We start from the raw sequence: 23,080 nt of genomic DNA on the forward strand, positions 1-23,080 counted from the left end.
CAACCACCCGCGCTCGTTTGCGGGACTGGATAGGAGATATATATGCTGAATTCCGTTTCCCTGACATTTCCCGATGGCTCCGTCCGCGAATACGACGCGGCGATGACCGGTGCCGGCCTCGCCGAATCGATCTCGAAATCGCTGGCCAAGAAGGCGGTCGCCTATGCGATCGACGGCACCGTTCGCGATCTCAGCGATCCGCTCGGCAAGTCCGGCAAGGTCGAGATCGTCACCCGCGACGACCCGCGCGCGCTGGAGCTGATCCGCCACGACGCGGCCCATGTGCTGGCAGAAGCCGTGCAGGAATTGTGGCCGGGAACGCAGGTGACCATCGGGCCGGTGATCGAGAACGGGTTCTACTACGACTTCGCCCGTAACGAGCCGTTCACGCCTGACGATTTTCCGGTGATCGAGAAGAAGATGCGCGAGATCATCGCGCGCAACAAGCCGTTCACCAGGGAAGTGTGGTCGCGCGACAGGGCGAAAAAAGTCTTTGCCGACAAGGGCGAGCGCTACAAGCTGGAGCTGATCGACGCCATTCCTGAGGATCAGAATCTCAAGATCTATGCGCAGGGCGACTGGTTCGACCTCTGCCGTGGCCCGCACATGGCCTCGACCGGGCAGATCGGCAATGCCTTCAAACTCATGAAGGTGGCCGGCGCCTATTGGCGCGGGGATTCGAACAACCCGATGCTGACCCGCATCTACGGCACGGCCTGGGCCGACCAGGCGCAGCTCGAAGCCTACCAGATGATGCTGGAGGAGGCCGAGAAGCGCGACCATAGGAAGATCGGCCGCGAGATGGACCTGTTCCATTTCCAGGAAGAGGGACCGGGCGTCGTCTTCTGGCATGCCAAGGGCTGGAAGATGTTCCAGAACTTGGTCAACTACATGCGCCGCCGCCTCGACGAGCAGGGCTATCAGGAGGTCAACGCGCCGCAGGTGCTCGACAAGAGCCTGTGGGAGACGTCAGGCCATTGGGGCTGGTATCGCGACGCCATGTTCAAGGTGACGGTCGCCGGCGACGACACCGATGACGACCGGGTCTTCGCGTTGAAGCCGATGAACTGTCCGGGCCATGTGCAGATTTTCAAGCATGGGTTGAAGTCCTATCGCGATCTACCCGTGAAGCTTGCGGAATTCGGCAATGTGCATCGCTACGAGCCGTCGGGCGCGCTGCACGGGCTGATGCGTGTGCGCGGCTTCACGCAGGACGATGCGCACATCTTCTGCACCGAGGAGCAGCTGGCCGCAGAGTGCCTGCGCATCAACGATTTGATCCTGTCGACCTATGCTGATTTCGGTTTTGACGAAATCAGCGTCAAGCTTTCGACGCGGCCCGACAAACGCGTCGGCACCGACGAAGCCTGGGATCACGCCGAAGCAATCATGGGCAGCGTGCTGGAGACGATCAGGACACGATCCGGCAATCGCATCAAGACCTCGATCAATCCGGGCGAAGGCGCCTTCTACGGACCGAAATTCGAATATGTGCTCAAGGATGCTATCGGCCGCGAATGGCAGTGCGGCACGACGCAGGTCGACTTCAACCTGCCGGAACGGTTCGGCGCCTTCTATATCGGCTCCGATTCCGAGAAGAAGCAGCCTGTGATGGTGCACCGCGCCATCTGCGGTTCGATGGAGCGCTTCCTCGGCATCCTGATCGAGAACTATTCCGGCCATTTCCCGCTGTGGTTCGCGCCGCTGCAGGTGGTGGTGGCGACGATCACCTCGGATGCCGACGGCTATGCGACCGAAGTGGTGGCAAAGCTGAAGGCCGCCGGGCTGTTGGCGGAAGCGGATTTGCGCAACGAGAAGATCAACTACAAGGTCCGCGAACACTCGCTGGCCAAGGTTCCGGTCATCCTCGTCTGCGGCAAGCGCGAGGCGGAAGAGCAGACGGTCAACATGCGCCGGCTGGGCTCACGCGACCAGGAATCGCTTGGCCTTGACCAGGCGATCGCGCAATTGACCGAAGAAGCCGTCACGCCCGACCGCAGGCGCAAACGCGCTGCCTGATCGGCATAGTTTTTCGGCCAAATGGCGGTGGAGCGATCCACCGCCATTTTCATATCCTTGTCACGCCGACCTTGTAACGAACCCCTATGCTCAAGCTGAAATCGCGCGAACGACCCTTTCCCGAGCTTTCCTATGCCAATCCGCGCCAGCCGGCGCTGACGCGCTGGTTCATCCATTCGATCGAAGGCCTGTCGGGCCGCGACCGCTACACCGCGCTTTACGATTTTTGGCGCCGTCAGGTCGTGCCGACCGGCGAGCGTGTGTTCAGCCGCATGCTCGACCTGATCGACGTCCGCGTGCGGACGGCAGATCAGTGGCCGCCAGCGCAATTGCCTGATACGCCGCTGGTGATCGTCGCCAATCATCCGTTCGGCATCGGTGACGGCATTGCCGTGCTGTCGCTGGCCGAGCAGCTCGGACGGCCGTTCCGGGTGATGATCCACAAGGACCTGCTCAAGATCCGCGAGATGGAGCCCTACTCGCTGCCGATCGACTTTTCCGAGACCAAGGACGCGCTGAAGAACAACATGGCCGTGCGCCATGAAGCGGTGCGGCTGCTGAAGGAGGGCGTCACCATCGTGGTGTTTCCGGCCGGCGGTGTCGCCACCGCGCCAAAAGGTTTTGGCCGGGCGCGCGACCTGCCGTGGAAGATGTTTCCGGCCCGTCTCGTCCAGGAGGCCAAAGCGTCGGTCATCCCGATGCATTTTTCCGGGCAGAACGGCAGGCTGTTCCATCTGGTCAGCGGCCCGATGAACATGGCTGAGAGCGACGGCCGGGTGGCGAAATTCATCGGCAAGGCCTCGGTGACATTGCGCACGTCGCTGCTCATCCACGAATTCGCGCGGTTGTCCGGCAAGGCGATCGACGTGCGTGTCGGCAAGATGCTGAGCTGGAGCGAACTGGAGCCATTGCGCGACCGCAAGGCGTTGCTCGACCGCCTTTATCGCGGCGTGTTCGACCTTGCGCCAGTCGTGAGGCGCCGCCGGATTCCGTTCCTGCCGGCGCGGACCAAGCTGGCTGCTTGAGGCAACAAACGTCCGGCTCACGAGGGGCCGAGACTCGACCGTCCGTTCAGAAAATAGTATGACACTGTAACGTTGCGGTGCTATAAGGAGGCAAGAAACGAACTTGCCATGAGAACCAGCAAACCAATCACCGTGACCCTCGGCCGCCAGCAGAGCAGCGTCGACGCACGTCTGGCCTCGGGCGCCTACGATTCCGCCAGCGAAGTCATGCGCGCGGCGCTACGCGCCCTCGATCGCGAGGAGCAGATCATCACCGCTGTTATGCACGCCAAGGTCCAGGAAGCCCTTGACGACCCGCGTCCGGACATCCCGGCAGAAGACGTCTTCAAAGCGTTGCGCGCCCATCATGCGGACCGCATGAAGGCCTCTAAGCGTGACGCATAAGGTCGTCTTCAGGCCAGCGGCTCAAGCCGACCTCTTCGCCATCTACAATTACATCGAAAACGACAGCGGGAATCGGCGTGCCGGCGACTATGTCAACCGCATAGAGGCCGCGTGTATGGCGCTGTCCACCTTCCCGGAGCGCGGGACCGTGCGCGACGCTGTTGGCCCCGGCGTCCGCATCGTCGGTTTTGAACGCCGCGTATCTATCGTTTTCCGGGTCAACGGTGACACCGTGGTCATCCTGCGTGTGCTCTACGGCGGACAGGATTATCCGGCCAGTTCAGAGGATGAAGCAGACACCTGATTCCTCTGGTAGGGATTGCGAACTGCAGTCTGGTCTAATCAGCACCTTCTTCGGGATCCATCGCCGCGGCCTCGGTGGCCAGAACCTCGATTTCCTGGTTCTGCCCGGCCACGACCGTAAAATCCTTCTGATAGATGCGGTCGCGGTTCTTGGCGATGATGGTGTAGTCGCCCTCGGCCAGCACCATAGAGGCGAAGGCGCCGACGGTTTCCTTGATCGGATCGCCGGACTCATTGAGCAGCGACCAGGACGTATCGGCGATCGCCTCGCCACCGGTCTCACGCACCAGCTTCATCGTGATCTCGGCGGCGTGGTGCTCGACGGTGGCTTCGGTCAGCTTGCCGGCCTCGACGCGGATGTCGGAGCGGATGACCGCGTTGACCGCGCCATAGGTCGAGACGACATGGTAGATGCCGGCGTTGAGCCGCACGACACTGTTGGGCTCGACATCGGGAATGATCAGCGCGCGGTCGCCATTGGCCTCGGCGGTGCCCTCGTAGATCGAAAAGCGCAGCTTCTTCGGTGGAATGCGCACGCCGCCGGACAGCACGGCGTCGAGCTTGAGGCCGCCGGCGTCGAGCACGAGGCTTTCGCGCTTGGCGTCCTTGCCGACAGTGATGCGCTTGGTGGCGCCGGCCCGGCCGTAGGAGGCGTGAACCAGATAGCTGCCAGGCTCGAGCTGGAAGACGGCGGTGCCGCCATGGGAGGAGGCGACCATCGGCAATTTGCCGTTGACGGCTTCGGGCTTGAAAACCCGCCAGACGATGCCGCGCGTGATGTCGGAACCCTTGTCGGTCAACTGGGCGGACAATGTGATGGCGCCGCCGCCGCTTAGTGCCAGTGACGTCTCGCCTTTCGGCGTCGCGTAGCTCGAAATTCCCGGAAGCTTCAGGTCGCTGACACCGTCGACGTTCTGCGCCATGGCGTACGAAACCGGCGCCATGAACAGCAGGGCGCCGAGCCAGATCAGGAAAAGACGGACAGTCCCCTCAAACATGCCTTGCGTTGAAGCCCANCATGAACAGCAGGGCGCCGAGCCAGATCAGGAAAAGACGGACAGTCCCCTCAAACATGCCTTGCGTTGAAGCCCATGGCGGTGGCAATTTCAAGGCTTAAGAGTCCGATACGACTCTTCCGTCCGGCGTATCCCGCGCCAATGCCCGAGCCGCCCGAATTCCCGATGGTGCGCTTCAGCTCAAAACAGAATGTTCAGGAGACTTGCGCCCATGGCGTCGCCGATCATCGATTTCCTGCTGACCCGAAACTCCGCTCCGATCCCCGATCTGAAGCAGCCGGCGCCGAGCGATGCGGAGATCGCGACGATGATCACTGCTGCCTCGCGGGTGCCCGACCATGGCCGATTGGAGCCCTGGCGCTTCATCGTCTACCGTGGCGACGCCCGCGTCGAGATCGGCAGGCAACTGGCAGCGCTTGCAGAGCAGCGGGAGGGCCCATTGCCGGAAGGCCGCCGCAATCAGGAACTGGCGCGGTTCTCACGCGCGCCGCTGGTGATCGGCGTCGTATCTGTCCCCCGGGAGAATCCAAAAATCCCGCAATGGGAAATGTTCCTGTCGGGCGGCATGGCGGCGATGAACCTGATGATAGCAGCGAATGCGCTGGGCTATGGCACCAACATGATCAGCAACTGGTATTCGGATGTACCGGAGGGCAGGGCGCTGCTGGGGCTGGCGCCGCAGGAGCGCGTCGTCGGCTTCATCCATATCGGCTCCTATGCCGGCCCGGCGCCGGAGCGGCCGCGGCCCGATCCGGCAAAGCTTTACGGCGACTATTCGGGGCCGTGGGCGGGCTGAATGTTCTACGAACCCTCAAAGGGCCACGGCCTGCCGCACGATCCATCGAAGGCGATCGTGGCGCCGCGTCCGATCGGCTGGATTTCGACGCTGAACGGGGCAGGCGAGGTCAATCTCGCGCCATACTCCTTCTTCAATGCCGTCTCGACGCGACCGTTCATCGTCTGGTTTTCCTCGGAAGGCGAGAAGGACAGCGCCTCCTTCGCGCAGGAAACCGGCGAGTTCGTCCCCGTTGATGAGAGTTTGGACCGCATTNCCTCCTTCGCGCAGGAAACCGGCGAGTTCGTCGCCAATCTCGTCAGCCGCGATCTCGCGGAGAAGATGAACCGCACATCGGTCAACGCACCGCGCGGCGTCAACGAGTTCGTCTATGCCGATCTTGCCATGGCGCCGTCGCGCCTGGTCGGGCCGCCGCGCGTGGCGGCAGCGCCAGCTGCGCTCGAATGCAGGGTGACGGAAGTTTTTCGGCCAAAGGCGCTGGACGGATCGCCGACGAGTGCTGTGATTGTTGCCGGTGAAGTGGTCGGCGTGCACATCGACGACGCCTTCCTGACAGACGGCCTGTTCGACATCACCAAGGCCGGCAATGTCGCTCGTCTCGGCTATATGGACTATGCCAGCGTCGACGAGGTGTTTTCGATGCGCCGGCCGCGCTGGGACAAGGACTAGATATCAGGCTTGGCCAGCGCCTTGCCGGCACTCTTTCGCTGCCTGGCCGTCATGACGGTGCGCACATAGCCGGGCTCGCCGATCCGGATGCTTCCATCGGGCAGACCCAGTATGCGGTCGAGAGCGATCTCGTAGAGCCTGACGCGTTTCTCCAGGGCCTCGATCGCGATCTCCATGTCGGCGTCGCTGCCCCCGGCAATTGCCTTGGCAACGACGTCATGCGTGGCCATGCCGAACTGCATGACGATGTCGGCGACACCTTCCGGATCGAAGGTCCTGAAAGTGGTGTCTTCGATCCCTTGCCTGATGATCTTGACCAGCAGAGGTGAAAACGACGCGCTGGCGGCCAGATTGATACGGTGGAAAAGCACCAGATTCTCAGGCCGAAACATCGTCTCGAAAAGAGTCCAAGCTTCCGGCGCGGTCTCGATCTTGGCCCGCCGCGACTGGCTGAGCAGGCCATTCAGGCGGTCAAGCGGGTCTAGGCCCGGATCGTCGATTATGTCTTGCACGCCAGCCAGTGCCTGTCTTGCAAAGCGATCGGCCAAGGCTTCCAGAAGAGCCTCCTTGGAGGGGAAGTAGTGATAGAAGGCGCCCTTGGAGACGCCGGCGGACGCAATCACGTCGTTGAGGCTCGCTTTGTCATAGCCCTGCGTCAGAAAAAGCGTCTGGGCATGGTCCAGAAGTTCTTCTCGCCTGAACTCTGGATGCTTGATGACACGGGGCATGATGAACCTTCTGCACAGCTCGCTTGAATTACAGACCGTCGGTCGGTATGGTAGACCGATGGTCTAAAATTGCCAGCGCAAGTGAGCGGATATCATGAAAGGCCGATCATGATCGCGAAATTGGTCCTTCAAACATTCGTCTGGTTTGGCGCCATGGGCGCCTTGCTCTTCCTGTCGGCCGGCACGCTGCACTGGCCGGGGGCCTGGGTCTATCTGGTGGGGATGGTGGGGCTCAGTCTCACCTTGGGCGTGGCGCTGGCAAGGCGCGATCCCGGCCTGATGAATGAGCGGCTGAGTTCTCCCATCCAGAAGAATCAGGACACGGCCGACAAGGTCCTGCTGTCCATACTACTGTTCGCCATCTTTGGTTCGCAGATATTCATGGGGTTCGACGTCCGTTTCGGCTGGTCCGTGGTTCCCGTCTGGGTGCAGGTGGTCGGCGCGCTCGTCCTGCTGCTCGGAATCTGGATCTGCTATCTGACGATGCTGGAGAACAGTTTCGCGGCGCCCGTGGTGAGGATCCAGGATGAACGCGGACAACATGTGATCTCCACGGGGCCTTACAGCTACGTCCGCCATCCGATGTACGCCGGCGCCATCCTCTTCTTCGCCGGCACGGCACTTCTGCTTGGTTCCTGGTGGGGGCTGGCGTCGGTACTCGTGATCGTCGTTCTCCTGGCCATCCGCACCTTCATTGAAGAGAAGACGCTTCGCACCGGCCTGCGCGGCTATGACGACTATGTGGCCCGGGTCCGTTACCGCTTGATCCCGTTGGTTTGGTAGCAGGCGCTCAGGCGGAAACACCTGCCGCCTTTGCCCGCGCCAGAAGCCGCTCGGCTAGCCGCAGGTGCGGGCGGTCGAACATCCTGCCGTCGATGCTGACGACGCCGGGACTTCCCGCTGCCGCGAACGCGGCAACGATTGCCGCCGATTGTCTCACGGCGTCGACCGACGGCGTGAAGGCGGCGTTGATGACCGGCACCTGATCGGGGTGGATCGCCATCTTGCCGGTGAAGCCATCGCGCTCGGCCTCGGTGCATTCCGCTTCGAAGGCCGCCATGTCGCGAAAATTCGGGAAGACGGTGTCGATCGCCTCGACCTCCGCCGCACCGGCGGCAAGTATGGTCATGGTGCGAGCGTGACGGAACACGTCCGTGTAGCGGCCATGCTCGTCGCGGGCGCTGCGCGCGCCGATCGTCGCCGACAGGTCTTCAGCGCCCCAGGTGAGGCCGGCAAGCCGCGCGCTTGTCCCGGCATAGGTCGCAGCCGCCAGCACGCCTGCCGGCGTTTCTGTGATGATCGGCAGGATCTTGATCGCGCCGTCGGCCAAGCCGTTTTCGGCCTCGCGCACCCTGAGCTTTGCCGACAGGTGCTGCACATCCTGGCCGCTGTTCGACTTGGGCAGCATGATGCCGTCGGGTTTCGCTGGAACCAGTGCGGCGAGATCGTCGTCCGTCAGCGCGGTCGACAGGTCGTTGACCCTGACATAGATGGCTGAACCGGTTTGCGCCCTGCGTTCCAGGATGAAGCGCGCCGCCACCTCGCGTGCCAGCGCCTTGTTGTGCGATGCCACGGAATCCTCGAGGTCGACGATGACCACGTCGGCGCCGACACCAAAACCCTTTTCCAGTTTCCTCTGGGAATCGCCAGGGATGAACAGCAGCGAACGCATGCGTCAGATCGCCTTCTTCAGCATCATCGCTTGCCTGGTGCATTTGGCGACGAGATCGCCATGCTGGTTGTAGGCGCGATGCTCGAATTCGACGATGCCGCGATCGGGTTTCGACCTGGACTCGCGCACCGAGATGACTGTCGTCTCAACGCGAATGGTGTCGCCATGGAAGACCGGATGCGGAAACACGGTCTCCTTCATGCCGAGATTGGCGACCGTAGTGCCGACTGTGATGTCATTGACCGAAATGCCGATCATCAGGCCGAGCGTGAACAGCGAGTTGACCAGCGGCTTGCCCCATTCGCTCTTGGCGGCGAAATCGAAGTCGATGTGCAGCGGCTGCGGGTTCAGCGTCATTACCGAAAACAGCATGTTGTCGCTTTCGGTAACGGTCTTGCGCAGCGTGTGCTGGAAGACATGGCCGACAACGAACTCTTCGAGATAAAGCCCGGCCATTTCTTCTCCCCAGGTGCTTGACGGTGATAGGCGCTGCAAATCAGGCTCGCAAGCCAGTTAATGAACATGGTGAACGGTTCGTAAACCAATTCTGCCTACGGTCGTCAGTGGGTCAGAAGCTTCTGACAAGGGGCGTAAGCAGGCGGGCATGGTTGTTGTTTCGCATTTCCTGAAATGGATCTACACGGCCAGGGTGTCGGAGCGCGCCGCGGCGGCGAGCGCTCTGGCCCGGGCCTATATCAATTCCGAATTGCCTTTCGAGGACCGTTGCGCCGCCGAGGCGGCGCTGACGCTGTTGCTCGACGATGCGTCGTCGAAGGTGCGGCTGGCGATGGCCGAGGCGCTGTCGATGAGCCACCACGCGCCAATGCAGATCATCAGCGTGCTGGCCTCCGACCAGCCGGAAGTCGCCGGCGTGGTGTTGGCGCGCTCGCCGCTGCTCACCGACGCCGACCTGATCAACCGCGTGGCTTCAAGTCCGAAGGCGACACAGAAATTGATCGCCGACCGGCCACTCGTCTCGATGGCGCTGTCGGCGGCCATCGCCGAGATCGGCGAGGCGGACGCCTGCGCCGTGCTGCTCGCCAACAGCGGCGCCGACATCGCCTCGCTCAGCTTCCGCCGCATGGCCGAACGGCATGGGCACCTGCCGCTGGTGCGCGAGGCGCTGATATCGGATATCAGGCTGCCGGCCGACTGCCGGCATATGCTGCTCGTCAAGCTTGGCGAAATGTTGAAAACGTCGCCACTGGTGATGGCGATGATGGGCGCGGCGCGAGCCGACCGCGTCATGCGCGACGCCTGCGTCAAGGCTTCGGTGACGCTGATCGAAGGCACGCGCCAGGAAGAACATGCGGCCCTGATCGAGCATCTCAGGCTGCGTGGCGACCTTACCGCGAGCTTTCTGATCCGCACCATCGCGCATGGCAAGGTCGATTTCTTCGGCTCGGCGCTGGTCGCGCTCAGCCAGCAGTCCGAACAAAGGGTAAGGGCGCTGCTGGCCGGCGGGCACGACGTGGCCTTGCAGGCGCTGTTCCGCAGCGCCGGACTCGCCGCAGTCACCCATGCCATCATCCTGCGTGCGCTGAAGATCTGGCGCGAGGTTGCCAACGGCAAGCGCGTCGCCGGTGTGCAGGAGGTCAGCTGGCTGATGCTCAAGGAAGTGGGTGGGCAATCCGCCGAAGGCGATCTTGCCGCCTTGATCAAGTCGATCCATCTCGATGCGCTGCGCGAGAACGCGCGAGGCCACGCGCTGGCGATAGCGGCAGCTTAACCTTTATCCCTCGCGAAAAAGTCCGGGAAATCCTCAATCGCGGCGGCGATGATGCGCAGCGATGCTGCGATTTGAAGCAATTCGCTGGTGCCGTTTCGCTCGGCGATGTTCGCTGCGTACTGCCGGGCGACGGCGACGGTCGAGGTCTGCGGATCGCTGGGGGCGCGGAAAAGCAGTTCGCGCGCCAGTCCCCTCAGGAAGTTGGCGATCGAAAGCGCGGTCTCGGATGGAATGGCATGGCTTTGGCTTGCATCGCGCAGCCGAAGGACCTCCAGGCCGACGGTGACGGCGGCGACTCCGCCGCCCAGAACCGCATCGCCCTTCTGACCGGCATTCTGCACCAGCGGCATCAGCTGGTTGATGCGGTCGTAGGCGAGGCTCTCGAAGGCCGAACGTCTCGGCACGCGCTCATGCAGGCAAAGCCGCGCCAGATCCTCGCGCATGGCGCGCACGATGCGGTTGGCCGCGAGCCACGGATCGGCGGGCAGCACGACGATGAAGACACCGATCGCCAGCAGGATGCCGACCAGGATCGACGCCGAACCGGCGAAGAAGGGTCCGGGATCGTAGGTCATCGCCTGGTGCGGGCTCAGGAAGGCAAGGAAGTTGATGGCGAAGGCCGTCGCCACGCCGACATAGCGTGGATTGGCCATGGCCAGCGCCGTCGGTACAAGGATGGGCACGACAAACAGCATGAACCAGCCGAAGCCGGGCAGGGCAGGCAATGCGATCTGGCCGACGAGAAAGGCAAACGGCAGCGCCAGAAGCGTTCCCTTGAAGAAACCCCAGGCGACCTGCACAGGGTCGGGGCGAGCAGCAAACAGGCTCGATACGACAGCAACGAGAATGACCGTACCGGCCGCTTCCGACCATTTCGTCGTCAGCCAGAAGGCCGCGACCAGCAGCGTGGCAAGGGCAGCACGCAAGGCGTTACGCGATGCGCCGGCGTAATCGCGATGCACCACCAGCGCAGGCTGCCTGCTGCCCCGGGCCGGACGTGTGGCAGGCGCGCGCAAGGCGTCGAGGCCGCGCAGCACCTGCTTGAGCGCATCGGCGAAATCGGCGGCGATGGTCAGGCGGGTGATAGTGCCGACCCTGTCGTTGCCCTGGTCGGTCGAGGTATCGGGCATTTGCCGGGCGTTTCCGGCAATCGCATCGAGCCGAGCCATCCACAGCGCCGTATCGTCCAGCGCGCCGGGCTTGGTCGCCAGCTCGCTGACCAGCGATTGTAATTCCGAGCGCACCGGAATGAGCGCCGCATTCTTCGGGGCGGCGTGCGAATGCAGCGCGCGTGCCGCCGAGAGCGCGGAGAGCAGCTGTCCGATGGTGCGCCGGACTGGATGGGCGCGCGGCGCGAAGCTTGGCGCTTCGAGCCTGGCATAGGCGCGCATCTCGCCGAGCGTCTGGGCATCAGTGATCAGCTTTCGGTGCAGCGCGGACAGCGTTGCCGGGTCGCCGCCGGAGAACGCACCGCCGGCATAGGTGGCAAGATCAAGGATGCAGCGTTTCAGGCGCGAGACGATGGCGTCGCTGGCCAGTTTTGGCAGGATCAGGCGGCTGGTCAGGCCGGCGCAGACAATGCCAAGCACGATCTCGGCACAGCGCGCGACCGCGAGGTCGACGACGAGATGCGGCTGTCCGAAAGCGGGCAGGCCGATGATCATTGCGGTGTAGCCCGCGAGGGCGGCGCCATAGGCTTCCGGATTGCGCAGCAGCGACGAGACGAAGGTGCAGATGCCGATCCAGACGGCAAGCACCGTTACCAGCACCCAGGGGTTGGTGCCGCAAACGGTGGTGATGCCGATCGCGGCGATGCCGCCGACCAGCGTGCCGAGCAGCCGGTAGAAGCCCTTCGCCAGTACCATGCCGGCAACCGGCTGGGCGACGATGAACACCGTCATCATGGCCCATTGCGGATGGTCGAGCTTCAGCGCATAGGCGGCTAGCAGAGCGATCAGGCCAGCCGAAACAGTGCGCAGCGAGAAAATCCAGTCCGAACGCGTCGGTTGCGTCAAGCCGGCTAAACTCGTCTCGAAATAGCCTTTCAGCCGCGCCCAGGTCACATGCTCGTCTCCGCAACTGGAGCCTTGTTATGGACCGGCTGGTGGCTAGATATCCAGCACTTCCGTCTCGGCGAATTCGGCGCGTTCCTGGATGAAGCGGAAGCGGGCCTCCGGCTTGGTGCCCATCAATGCATCGACGGCGTCCTTGGTCGCCGCCTCGGCGTCGATCACATCGATCCGAAGCAGCGTGCGCTTCCTCGGATCCATGGTGGTTTCCTTGAGTTGGGCCGCCATCATCTCGCCCAGACCCTTGAAGCGGCCAAGCTCGACCTTGCCGCGCCCGGTAAATTCGGTGCGCATAAGCTCGTCCTTGTGCGCGTCATCCCGGGCATAGGCGACCTTGCCGCCTTGCCTGATCGAGTAAAGCGGCGGTACCGCCAGATAGAGGTGGCCACCACGCACCAGTGCCGGCATCTCCTGGTAGAAGAAGGTGATCAGCAGCGAGGCGATGTGGGCGCCGTCGACGTCGGCGTCGGTCATGATGATCACGCGATCGTAGCGCAAATCCTCGTCGCGGTATTTCGACCGCGTGCCGCAGCCGAGCGCCTGGATCAGGTCCGAGATCTGCTGGTTGCCGGCAAGCTTGTCGTTGCCGGCGCTGGCAACGTTGAGGATTTTTCCGCGCAATGGCAACACCGCTTGGCTGGCGCGATCGCGCGCCTGCTTGGCCGAGCCGCCGGCCGAGTCGCCTTCGACGATGAACAGTTCAGCGCCGGCCGCGGCATTCTGCGTACAGTCGGCGAGCTTGCCCGGCAGCCGCAATTTGCGCACCGCGCTCTTGCGCGACACTTCCTTTTCCTGGCGCCGGCGTACCCGCTCGTCGGCGCGTGCGATCACCCATTCGAGCAGCTTCGAGGCTTCCTGCGGGTTGTCGGCCAGCCAATGGTCGAACGGGTCGCGGATCGCGGTCTCGACGATGCGGATCGCCTCGATCGTCGCCAGCCTGTCCTTGGTCTGGCCGACGAATTCCGGCTCGCGGATGAACACCGACAGCATGCCCGCCGCCGAGATCATGACGTCTTCCGAGGTGACGATCGAGGCGCGCTTGTTGCCGACGAGATCGGCATAGGCGCGCAGGCCCCGCGTCAGCACGTTGCGGAAGCCGGCCTCGTGTGTGCCGCCTTCGCCGGTCGGGATGGTGTTGCAGTAGGAATTGATGAAGCCGTCGCCGCCGAACCAGGTCACCGCCCATTCCAGCGACCCATGGCCGCCTTGTTTCTCGCTCTTGCCGGCGAAGATTTCGCGCGTCACCTGGAAGTCGTCGCCGAGCGATGCCTTGAGATAGTCCTTCAGGCCGCCGGGAAAATGGAATTCCGCCTTGGCCGGTGTCTGGTCCTTTTCCTTGATCAGCGACGGATCGCAGGTCCAGCGGATCTCGACACCACCGAACAGATAGGCTTTCGAGCGCGTCATGCGGTAGAGCCGCGCCGGTTCGAACGCCGCGCCCTTGCCGAAAATCTGCTCGTCGGGGTGGAAGCGGATCTTTGTGCCGCGCCGGTTGTGGACCTCGCCCAACTGTTCCAGCCCGGTCACGGGAACGCCGCGCGAGAATTTTTGCCGATAGAGTTGCCGTCCCCGCGCGACCTCGACCTCGAGATGGTCCGACAGCGCGTTGACCACGGACACGCCGACGCCATGCAGGCCGCCTGATGTCTCGTAAACCTTGGAGTCGAACTTGCCGCCCGAATGCAGCGTCGTCATGATCACTTCAAGCGCCGGCTTCTTGAACTTCGGGTGCGGATCGATCGGGATGCCGCGGCCATTGTCGGTCACGGCGAGATAGCCATCGGCCGAGAGCTCGACATCGATGAAGGTGGCATGGCCGGCCACCGCTTCGTCCATCGAATTGTCGATGACCTCGGCGAACAGATGGTGCATCGCCTTGTCGTCGGTGCCGCCGATATACATGCCTGGCCGTCGGCGCACCGGCTCCAGCCCTTCCAGCACCTCGATGTCGGCGGCGCTATAGCCCTCGCTGCCGTCCTTGGTCGAGGCAGGACGCTTGGTGGCTTGCACCACCAGTGGATCCGCAGGGCGCGCTGGCGCGCGAACCGGCTGCGGCTTGTTGTCGTCATTGCCGAAAAGATCGTCCATGCCTGCCATAGAGTCCGATGCTGCGAATCACCTCGCGATACTGCCACGCTTTTCAGCGCCAAGCGACCGAGGTTCCTGTTCCGTTCGGGGATATGGCCCCTCTTACTCCAAAACCATTCGATAACCAAGCCGGCGGAAATAGGTCCGATACCGCGGTGCAGGATTCCTGATTCTTTAACAATGCCGCCTAGGGTTAAGCCCAACAAAACAAGAAACTGCGGGCATCAGGGGTTTCGGCGTGAGGGGCAAGGCCATATCGATGATCGGCATCGCCGCCGTTTTCGGGGCGATCTCGATCTTTGCCGCGGATTTCTGGGTCAAAAGCCAGGCCAAGGCCGATTCCGAAGAGAAGACGTCGTCTATTCCGGCAGCTGTCGTGCCGAAGGTCGAGTTCAAGACCATCGTGGTGGCGAATGCCCCATTGCGCTACGGCATGGCGCTCGACCGCGCGCAGCTCAGCGAAATCCCGTGGTCGCAAGAGGCCGTGCCGCAGGGCGCCTTCACCACCATCAATGCGGTGCTTGCCGATGGCAGCCGCGTGGTGCTGTCGCCGATCGAGGTCAACGAGCCGGTACTGCTGACCAAGCTGTCCGGTCCGAACGGCCGCGCGACACTCTCCAACATGATGACGCCCGGAATGCGGGCGGTCACCATCCGCACCGACGAGATAGCAGGTGTCGGCGGCTTCGTCACACCGGGCGACCGCGTTGATGTCGTGCTGACGCGCGATGCCGGCGAAATTCAGGAAGTGGCCAAGAATGCACAGGGTGCGGCCGGATCGACGGTCACCTCCGAGATTGTCGTTGCCGATGCCAAGGTGCTGAGCGTCGGGCAAGGTGCCGACGAGCGCCAGACGACGCCGCAGATTTCCAATTCGGTGACCATCGAGGTGACGACCGACGGCGCGCAGAAAGTGGCGCTGGCCCGCACTGTCGGTACGCTGTCGCTGTCGCTGCGCTCGGCCAGCGAAGGCGGCGACGGCAAGGGCGGCGTCACCACCATCTCTTCGTTCGGTGGATCGGCCGCCTCGAACGTGCAGGCCGCTGCCGGCTCGCTGTTCGATGCCGTGGTGAAAGAGCCGGAGAAGCCGAAGTTCAAGACGGTCATCGTAACGCGCGGCACAAAGGCCGAGGAATACCAGGTTCCTTCGCGGGACCAGAAATAAGCCAGTGGGGACTGGGTGAGGGACGGGACAATGTTCGGGCTGTTCACATATCGGGTCATGGGGCGGTTGCGCGTTTTGCGTGCGGCGGCTGTCGCGTCTTCGCTGGCTGCTGCCGCGATGCTGGCCTTCGGCGCCTCGGCGAGGGCTGACAACGAGATCGTCTATGTGTCGTCGACCAAGAATGCGTCAATCAAGGTCGCCAAGGGCAAGCCGAAGACGATCATGACCAGTGCCGCCTTCTACCAGATCGTCATCGGCGATCCGGAGATCGCCAACGTCAATCCGCTGACCGACAAATCCTTCTATGTGCTCGGCAACAATCTCGGCACCACCGGCATTGCCCTGTTCGATGAGAAAAAGCAGCTTGTCGGCACTGTCGACATCGAGGTGACGCTCGACACCGACCAACTGGCCAGCACCATTCGCGCCAGCGTGCCGGATGCCAGGATCACGGTCGGATCGGCCAATGGCCGGGTCGTGCTGTCGGGCGAGGCGGATGACGCGGTCGCCGCCGAAAAGGCAAACAAGATCGCGACGCGCTTTTCCGGTGCCGAGGAGGTGATCAACTCGGTCAATATCTCGTCGTCGCAGCAGGTCCAGCTCAACGTCCGCTTTGTCGAGATCAACCGCCAGGCGGGCCAGGATCTCGGCGCCAAATACGCCGCCAATTTCGCCTATGGCATGGGTGGCCGCGACGTCACGCTGCCGGCCGGATCGATACAGGGCGCGGGAACAGGCGAGATCATCGGCAAGCTGCTGTCGAATGGCGTCTCCATCGATATCGCCATCAAAGCGCTGGAAGAGCGCGGCTTGGCGCGGCGGCTGGCCGAGCCGAACCTGATCGCCCGTTCCGGCCAGACGGCGAGCTTCCTCGCCGGCGGCGAATTCCCGATCCCGGTCTCCGAGGACAACGGCAAGATCTCAGTCAGCTACAAGAAGTACGGCGTCAGCCTGGATTTCACGCCGACGGTTCTGAAGGACGGGCTGGTCAGCCTGGATATCGCGCCGGAAGTCTCCTCGATCGACGCGTCAGCCTCCTACAATATCGGCAGCATTTCGGTGCCCGGTTTCATCGTGCGCCGTGCCAGGACATCGGTCGACCTTAAGAACGGCCAGAGCTTCATGATCGCCGGATTGCTGCAGTCGCAGAACGACATCACCACCTCGCGCATTCCCGGCCTCGGCAAGATGCCGGTGCTTGGAGCGCTGTTCTCGTCGAAATCCTATCAGCGGCGCGAGACCGACCTCGTCATCGTCGTCACGCCCTATCTGGTCAAGCCGGTCGATCCGTCGAAGAAGCTCGTCGAGCCGACAGATGGCACGCAGCCGGCCAGCAACGCCGATTATTTTCTCAACAACACCGAGGAAGTGAAGGGCGCCGATACCGGTCGCACCGTGGCGCTGGCAGACGGCCGCGTCACTCAACCTGCAGCGGCCGCTTCGGCTGGGCATTTCCTCGACCTGCCGAAGGATTGAAGCCATGCGTCTGGTCTTTGGATCGAGCGTCGCCTTGCTGCTGGCCGGCTTTACCGCTGGCTGCACCAGCGACGACTATGTGCGCAGCGAAGGGCCGACGGCCGGCGCCGGAAATGCGCAGGCCGCCAACACCGTCATGCAGATGGTCGATCCCTGGGAATACGGGGTCCAGAACACCAGGCTCCTGGTGCCGGCCCAACGAGGCAGTGCCGCGGCCGTAACACCCGATCAGGCGGCCGGTGCCAAGGCGTCGCAGTCCAGCACGACCAATTGATCCCACGGGCAACTGATCCAACGGTCGATCGAACTGACAGGCTGACAGAATGGCAAACGGCATCAAGACCAGGAAGATCCTGCTCGTATCGACCGACAGGACGTTTGCGCAGGACACGCGCACCGCGTTTTCCGCCTCCGAGATCATACAGCTCTCGACAGTGGAGAAGAACGTTACCGAGTTGCGCGGCGAGATCCAGGAAGCCGACTTCGGCGCCATCATCGTCGACATGGATGCGGCAAGGCTGGAGGAGGTCGAGTCGCTGCAGCGCATCATGCGCCGGCTGGAGGACAAGGTTCCTGTCGTCGTCGTCACCCAGGAGTTCAACGCGGCCGCGGTGCGTATTCTCGTGCAGCTCAAGGTCGCGGATTTCCTGGTCAAGCCGATCACCACCGCCGATCTGGTGCGCTCCGTGGTGAGGGCGCTGCAGGGACCCGGTCGGGAGGAAAACAGCGAGTCGCAGATCTACACCTTCATGCCTGCCGCGGGCGGCGTCGGCACCACGACGCTGGCGCTGCAGACCGCCTTTCAGCTGCATCACTCGGTGACGCGCGGCGCGTCGACCTGCGTCGTCGATCTCAATTTCCAGCAGGGCGCCTGTGCCGAATATCTCGACCTCGAACCGCGTTTCGACATCACCGAGATCGAGAACCAGCCCGAGCGTCTCGACCGCCAACTGCTCGACGTGATGCTGTCCAAGCATGCCAGCGGGCTGTGCGTGCTGGCGGCACCGGCGCATCCGGCAGAGATGCGCTCGTTCAAGACCGATGTCGTGGTGCGCATGCTGGACCTCGTTTCGGCCTATTTCGACAATGTCGTCATCGACATGCCACGCACCTGGTTTCCATGGACGGAAACCGTGCTGCTCGGTTCCAACAAGCTCTACATCGTCGCGGAAATGACGGTGCCGTGCCTGCGCCACACGCAGCGGCTGATCCAGGCGGTCTACGAGACTGCCGGCAAGGAAGTGAAGCCGAACGTTATCGTCAATCGTTTCGAACAGAAGATGTTCGATAACGGCATCAAGCAGGCGGACGTCCAGGAAATTCTCGGCGAGCATTTCGTCGGCGGCATCGCCAACAACTACCGGCTGGTGCGCGAAGCGGTCGATCGCGGAGTGCCGCTGCACGAGATCGATCCCAACGCCAATGTCGTCAACGACCTGAAGAAGATCATCCTGCCGGAAGAAGCGGTCCCAACCCGCGCGAAATCGCGCTCGCTGTTTGGTATGGGCCGTGGATTGCTGAAGAGGAAAGCCGGATGACCAGCCGCTTCTCCGCCCTGCAGAACCGAGATGCGCGTCCGCAGCAGCGCGCGCCTGAGACGACGCCGGTCGCCCATCATGCCGTCGTCATTCCGACCAGCCGAAAGGCTTTGCCGGCAAAGCCGGACACTGCGCCGGCAAAGAATGCCAACAAGGTGCTCGATGCGCGCGTGCGTATCCACAGGCTGCTGCTCGAAGAGATCAATCTTGTCGCGCTGGAGCGTTTGCCGAAGGAAGAGATGCGCCGGCAAGTGCATGATTTCGTGTCGGAAAAGACCAAGCAGGAGCGGATGGCGATCAACACCGTCGAGCTCGACGCACTGGTCGACGACATCGTCGACGAGATGGTCGGCCTCGGTCCGCTCGAGCCGCTGCTCAAGGACCCCGACATCAACGACATCCTGATCAACGGCCACATGAACTGCTTTGTCGAAAAGAAGGGCAAGCTGCAGCCGGTACACATTCCGTTCAAGGATGAGGCGCATCTCCTGCGCATCGTCAACAAGATCGTCGCCGCGGTCGGTCGCCGCGTCGACGAATCGCAGCCGATGGTCGATGCCCGCATGCTGGACGGCTCGCGCTTCAACGCGGCCATCCGCCCGGTTGCGGTCGATGGGCCGCTGGTGTCGATCCGCAAGTTCTCCAAGAACAAGCTCGGTCTGCACAAACTGGTCGAATTCGGCGCCATCACCCAGAACATGGCCGAAGTGCTGGCGGCGGCCGTGCATGCCCGCAAGACGACGATCATTTCGGGCGGCACCGGCACCGGCAAGACGACCATGCTCAATGCGCTGTCGGCCTTCATTCCGGAAGACGAGCGGCTGATCACCATCGAGGACGCGGCCGAACTCCAGCTGCAGCAGCCGCATGTCGCGCGCATGGAGACGCGGCCAGCCAACATCGAAGGCCATGGCGAGCTGAAGCAGCGCGACCTGGTCAAGAACGCACTGCGCATGCGCCCCGACCGCGTCATTCTCGGCGAGTGCCGCGGCGAGGAGGCTTTCGACATGCTGCAGGCGATGAACACCGGCCACGAAGGGTCGATGGCGACCATTCATGCCAACACGCCTCGCGACGCCATTTCGCGGCTCGAGCAGATGCTTGGCATGACCGGCATGCCGATGACGGTACAGTCGATCCGCAGCCAGATCGCCAGCGCGCTCGACCTGATCGTTCAGCTGACGCGCCTGTCCGACGGCAAGCGCAAGGTGACCAGTGTCGCCGAGGTGACCGGCATGGAAGGAGATGTCATCCAGATGCAGGAGATCTTCCGCTTCGTGCGCACCGGCATGGAGGCCGACGGCAGGATTCTGGGGCACTACGAGGCGACCGGCATCCGGCCGCGCTTCCTTGAGGATCTGCGCGCTATGGGCATCGAGTTTCCTGGACGATATTTCGAACCCGGCCGGCCGCAGGAGTAGCCAAGTGTTCGATGGAATGAGCGCGATCTATGTCGTTTATGCCGCGGCCGCGCTGACCGGCATCCTGATCGCCGAGGCCTGCTACCTGCTTTACGCCGGTCGCAGCGACAAACGCACCGCCATCAACCGGCGCATGAAACTGCAGGAAAGCAAGATCACCCAAGAGCAGGTGCTTGTCCAACTGCGCAAGGAACGCGGCCTCGATGCAGGCACGCCGCTGTTTTCGCTGGATCGGTTCCGCGCTTTGCGAACCCAGTCGGGCATGATCATGCCGCTGTCGAAATTCCTGATGATCACCTGCGGCGTGGCGATGGCGATGACCCTGGTCGCCATCTGGTACGGCTTGCCGCCGCTGATGGGGCTTGTGCTGTTTGTGGTGCTTGTGCCGGTGCTGCCAGTGATCACGCTGCGCTTCAAGCGCAAGCGCCGGGTGAAGCGGTTCGGCATGCAGTTGCCGGAGGCGCTGGAACTGATCACGCGTGGCCTAAAGGCCGGCCATCCGGTGCCGGTGGCGATCGCCATGGTCGCGCGCGAGATGCCCGACCCGATCGGCACCGAGTTCGGCGTCATCGCCGACGAGGTGACCTATGGCTCCGATCTGGTTTCGGCGTTGAACTCGCTGTTCGACCGGGTCGGCCAGGAGGATCTGCCGCTGTTCGTCACCGCTGTCTCGATCCAGACCAGTTCGGGCGGCAATCTGCGCGAGATCCTTGACGGCCTGGCGACGACGATCCGCGAGCGCGGCAAACTGCGCCGCAAGGTGCGCGCAATTGCGACAGAAGGCCGGATGTCGGCCTACATACTGACGGCGGTGCCGGCGTTGCTGTTCACCGCTATCATGGCGCTGATGCCGGGCTTCTACAGCGACGTCTGGGGCGAGGCGAAAACCTGGTACCTGCTCGGTGGGTCTATCACCTGGCTGATGCTGGGCAATCTGATGATGTTCAAGATGTCGAATTTCAAGTTCTGACATGCAGGGCTTCATCGAATTCCTCGCCTCGCTTGCACCGATCTCGTTGATGCCGGTGGCCATCCTGCTGCTGGCGGCGGGTGCTGCCGCTGTTGCCTGGCCTGTTGTCATGGCGAAGGGCGACCGCAACGAGGTCATGCGCCGGCTCAGGGTCGACAACGGTCCCGTGGCCGCCAAACCAGAGCCGGTGCAGAAGAAGAATACCGGCGTCGTGCGCGAGAAGGCGGTGAAGCGGGCGCAAGAATTCTACGCCAGGAGCGATCCGGAAAATGTCGCCCGGCTGCGCATGAAGCTCATCCAGGCGGGCTACATGGAGCCGCGTGCTGTCGGCACGTTCTTCCTGATCCGGTTCAGCGCGATGATCGGCACGGCAATCGGTGTGTTTGTGCTCAACCGGTGGATGGCCAGCCCGGACGCGACGATGGCCAGTCGCTGGACATTCGTCATCCTGTCGGGAGCGGCCGGCTATTTCCTGCCCGGCCTGGTGTTGAGCCAGAAAGTGCGGGAGCGCAGGCGTGAGTACCGCAACGGCTTTCCCGATTTCATGGACCTGATGATTGTCTGCTCGGATGCCGGCATGAGCATGGAGGCGGGCATAGAGCGCGTCTCCAAGGAACTCGCCAAGACCTATCCCGCGCTCAGCCAGAACCTGCAGCTGGTGTCGCTGGAGCTGAGGGCCGGGCGCAGCCTCGACGATGCGCTGAAGGCGCTCGCCGACCGCCTCAGCCTGGACGAGGTGCGTTCCTTCGCCACATTGCTGCAGCAGTCCAAGGAACTCGGCACCAGCCTGTCGGGGGCGCTGCGCGTTTTCTCCGACGACATGCGCCATAAGCGTATGTCGTTGGCCGAGGAAAAGGCGCACGCTTTGCCGGCCAAGATGTCGGTGCCGGTTGTTGTGTGCATCCTGCCGGTGGTGCTGATGATCGCGGCCATTCCAGTCATCGTCAAAATGACGGCGCACTAGCGAGCGCTTCACAAAAGCCCTAGCAAGGGGCTGACAACCATTGTTCTGACCGAACCCGGCTTTGCAGGTGAGAAGTCCATGCTGCTGCGCACTCTCTTGCTCGGCCTTGCCGCGGCCAGCCTGTCGCCCGCCTGGGCCGTGGCCGACGATTGCGGCGATGCCGCCGCCTTGGTGCAGCAGGCCTATCCCAAAGCTCGAAAGAACGCCGACGGCACCTCGTTCACGCTCGAACCCCACACCAGCATCGCCCTGACATTCGCGTATGGCGATCCGCCGGGGCTGGTTTGCAAGATTTGGCCCGCCCATGACGACCTGCTGTTGGTCGCAGTGCCGCTGATGGAGGGGTCCCAACCCAGCGACTACGCGCATGCCGGCGATATCGAGCTTTTGATTGTCGACAGGAAGAGCCGGCAGGTGCGCCAGCGCTTGCTCCAGCCCGGGCTGATGAATGATGATGCCATCGCCATCCGCAAGGTCGAACTTGATACCGGCCGCTATGCGCTGGCGCCCGATGTTACTGCCTTTGGCCTGCGCATCGAAATGGCGAACAATTCGCTGCCTAATCCCTTCAGTGAAACCGACCTGCGGCTCTATGCCGTCGATGGCGATTCCCTGAGGATGGTGCTCGATGGCCTGGTCGTGGGCGGCAATGGCGGCGAGGGCGATACCAATTGCGCCGGATACTTTCATACTAGTCGGGTTAGCCTGGCGATGAGCCCGGCCAAACATCATGGCTACCACGACATAACGGTGGTCGAGCAAATGGATACTGACAATCCGTTGCCCGACAAGGATGGCGAGTGCCAGTCCCATCCCGGCAAGTCCGTGAGCCAAACCTACCGGCTGCGCTATGATGGCAGCCGGTATACGGCTCCTGCGGGGCTCAAAGCCCTGGAGCCGTGAGGACGCCGCTGGCTGCGACTGAAGCAGCGTGGCCTGGTGGTTAATGGCTGGTGTGCCCGAAACCAAATTTTGGTGACGTTTCGGCACCAAAGTTTAAGCGTCGCTGATATAATGTGTTTCCTGAAGAACGACCCGGCAAATCGGG

Annotated in this window: 22 protein-coding genes; 16 read left to right on the forward strand and 6 right to left on the reverse strand. The window is 62.9% G+C overall.

Features of this window, described 5'->3' with window-relative positions; all coding sequences use genetic code 11:
• Window positions 1-42 precede the first annotated feature (42 nt).
• From thrS to X735_RS155400, 4 genes are all read left to right on the forward strand, one after another.
• Window positions 43-2,019 (forward strand): threonine--tRNA ligase, encoded by a 1,977-nt coding sequence (thrS, locus tag X735_RS155415; RefSeq protein ID WP_023810487.1) that lies wholly within the window; start codon window positions 43-45, stop codon window positions 2,017-2,019.
• Between the two features lie 86 nt (window positions 2,020-2,105).
• Entirely contained in the window at window positions 2,106-3,044 is a 939-nt protein-coding gene (locus X735_RS155410) for a GNAT family N-acetyltransferase (protein WP_023810488.1), read from the forward strand.
• A gap of 108 nt (window positions 3,045-3,152) precedes the next feature.
• Window positions 3,153-3,428, forward strand: a complete 276-nt coding sequence (locus tag X735_RS155405; RefSeq protein ID WP_023810489.1) for a type II toxin-antitoxin system ParD family antitoxin — start codon at window positions 3,153-3,155, stop codon at window positions 3,426-3,428.
• Entirely contained in the window at window positions 3,418-3,732 is a 315-nt protein-coding gene (locus X735_RS155400; RefSeq protein WP_023810490.1) for a type II toxin-antitoxin system RelE/ParE family toxin, read from the forward strand. The genes X735_RS155405 and X735_RS155400 overlap by 11 nt, the downstream gene beginning before the upstream one ends.
• A gap of 34 nt (window positions 3,733-3,766) precedes the next feature.
• On the opposite strand, the gene X735_RS155395 is transcribed toward X735_RS155400, so the two are convergent.
• Window positions 3,767-4,729, reverse strand: a complete 963-nt coding sequence (locus X735_RS155395; protein ID WP_023810491.1) for a hypothetical protein — start codon at window positions 4,727-4,729, stop codon at window positions 3,767-3,769.
• A gap of 229 nt (window positions 4,730-4,958) precedes the next feature.
• Between X735_RS155395 and X735_RS155390 the strand changes: the two genes are divergently transcribed.
• On the forward strand, window positions 4,959-5,543 hold the full coding sequence (locus X735_RS155390; RefSeq protein ID WP_023810492.1) for a nitroreductase: 585 nt from the start codon (window positions 4,959-4,961) through the stop codon (window positions 5,541-5,543).
• Window positions 5,544-6,212 (forward strand): flavin reductase family protein, encoded by a 669-nt coding sequence (locus X735_RS155385; protein WP_023810493.1) that lies wholly within the window; start codon window positions 5,544-5,546, stop codon window positions 6,210-6,212. It abuts the gene before it with no gap.
• On the opposite strand, the gene X735_RS155380 is transcribed toward X735_RS155385, so the two are convergent.
• Entirely contained in the window at window positions 6,209-6,940 is a 732-nt protein-coding gene (locus X735_RS155380; RefSeq protein WP_023810494.1) for a TetR/AcrR family transcriptional regulator, read from the reverse strand. The genes X735_RS155385 and X735_RS155380 overlap by 4 nt on opposite strands.
• Before the next feature lie 108 nt (window positions 6,941-7,048).
• On the opposite strand from X735_RS155380, the gene X735_RS155375 reads away from it, so the two are divergent.
• Complete coding sequence (locus X735_RS155375) at window positions 7,049-7,723, forward strand: isoprenylcysteine carboxylmethyltransferase family protein (protein ID WP_023810495.1); 675 nt, start codon at window positions 7,049-7,051, stop codon at window positions 7,721-7,723.
• 7 nt (window positions 7,724-7,730) lie between these two features.
• Here the strand turns inward: X735_RS155375 and X735_RS155370 are convergent, their stop codons facing one another.
• Entirely contained in the window at window positions 7,731-8,612 is an 882-nt protein-coding gene (locus tag X735_RS155370; RefSeq protein ID WP_023810496.1) for a CoA ester lyase, read from the reverse strand.
• 3 nt (window positions 8,613-8,615) lie between these two features.
• Window positions 8,616-9,068, reverse strand: a complete 453-nt coding sequence (locus X735_RS155365) for a MaoC family dehydratase (protein WP_023810497.1) — start codon at window positions 9,066-9,068, stop codon at window positions 8,616-8,618.
• 148 nt (window positions 9,069-9,216) lie between these two features.
• Between X735_RS155365 and X735_RS155360 the strand changes: the two genes are divergently transcribed.
• Complete coding sequence (locus X735_RS155360; RefSeq protein WP_023810498.1) at window positions 9,217-10,341, forward strand: DUF2336 domain-containing protein; 1,125 nt, start codon at window positions 9,217-9,219, stop codon at window positions 10,339-10,341.
• Here the strand turns inward: X735_RS155360 and X735_RS155355 are convergent.
• Together X735_RS155355 and parE are read right to left on the reverse strand one after the other, a co-directional pair.
• Window positions 10,338-12,404: an FUSC family protein gene (locus X735_RS155355; RefSeq protein WP_023810499.1), complete on the reverse strand. Its 2,067-nt coding sequence runs from the start codon at window positions 12,402-12,404 to the stop codon at window positions 10,338-10,340. The two genes, X735_RS155360 and X735_RS155355, sit on opposite strands and share 4 nt — an antisense overlap.
• Before the next feature lie 45 nt (window positions 12,405-12,449).
• Window positions 12,450-14,507, reverse strand: coding sequence for a DNA topoisomerase IV subunit B (parE, locus tag X735_RS155350; RefSeq protein WP_023810500.1), 2,058 nt, complete (start codon window positions 14,505-14,507; stop codon window positions 12,450-12,452).
• A gap of 229 nt (window positions 14,508-14,736) precedes the next feature.
• On the opposite strand from parE, the gene cpaB reads away from it, so the two are divergent.
• The 8 genes from cpaB to X735_RS155310 all read left to right on the forward strand — a co-directional run bounded on the left by cpaB (window position 14,737) and on the right by X735_RS155310 (window position 22,935).
• Window positions 14,737-15,663, forward strand: a complete 927-nt coding sequence (gene cpaB, locus X735_RS155345; protein ID WP_245273189.1) for a Flp pilus assembly protein CpaB — start codon at window positions 14,737-14,739, stop codon at window positions 15,661-15,663.
• Between the two features lie 30 nt (window positions 15,664-15,693).
• A complete protein-coding gene (locus X735_RS155340) occupies window positions 15,694-17,139 on the forward strand; it encodes a type II and III secretion system protein family protein (protein WP_023810502.1) in 1,446 nt (481 codons plus the stop codon).
• 4 nt (window positions 17,140-17,143) lie between these two features.
• Entirely contained in the window at window positions 17,144-17,413 is a 270-nt protein-coding gene (locus X735_RS155335; RefSeq protein ID WP_023810503.1) for a hypothetical protein, read from the forward strand.
• A 49-nt stretch (window positions 17,414-17,462) separates the two neighbouring features.
• Window positions 17,463-18,677 (forward strand): response regulator, encoded by a 1,215-nt coding sequence (locus tag X735_RS155330; RefSeq protein WP_023810504.1) that lies wholly within the window; start codon window positions 17,463-17,465, stop codon window positions 18,675-18,677.
• A complete protein-coding gene (locus X735_RS155325) occupies window positions 18,674-20,098 on the forward strand; it encodes a CpaF family protein (RefSeq protein WP_023810505.1) in 1,425 nt (474 codons plus the stop codon). Before X735_RS155330 ends, X735_RS155325 begins: the two co-directional genes overlap by 4 nt.
• 4 nt (window positions 20,099-20,102) lie before the next feature.
• Window positions 20,103-21,068 carry a type II secretion system F family protein gene (locus X735_RS155320; RefSeq protein WP_023810506.1) on the forward strand — a complete coding sequence of 322 codons (966 nt, stop codon included), beginning with the start codon at window positions 20,103-20,105 and terminating at the stop codon, window positions 21,066-21,068.
• A gap of 1 nt (window position 21,069) precedes the next feature.
• Complete coding sequence (locus X735_RS155315; RefSeq protein WP_023810507.1) at window positions 21,070-22,032, forward strand: type II secretion system F family protein; 963 nt, start codon at window positions 21,070-21,072, stop codon at window positions 22,030-22,032.
• A 78-nt stretch (window positions 22,033-22,110) separates the two neighbouring features.
• Entirely contained in the window at window positions 22,111-22,935 is an 825-nt protein-coding gene (locus tag X735_RS155310) for a hypothetical protein (protein ID WP_023810508.1), read from the forward strand.
• The last annotated feature ends 145 nt before the right edge of the window (window positions 22,936-23,080 follow it).

This window comes from Mesorhizobium sp. L2C084A000 (genome assembly GCF_000502875.1).
Taxonomy (GTDB): domain Bacteria; phylum Pseudomonadota; class Alphaproteobacteria; order Rhizobiales; family Rhizobiaceae; genus Mesorhizobium.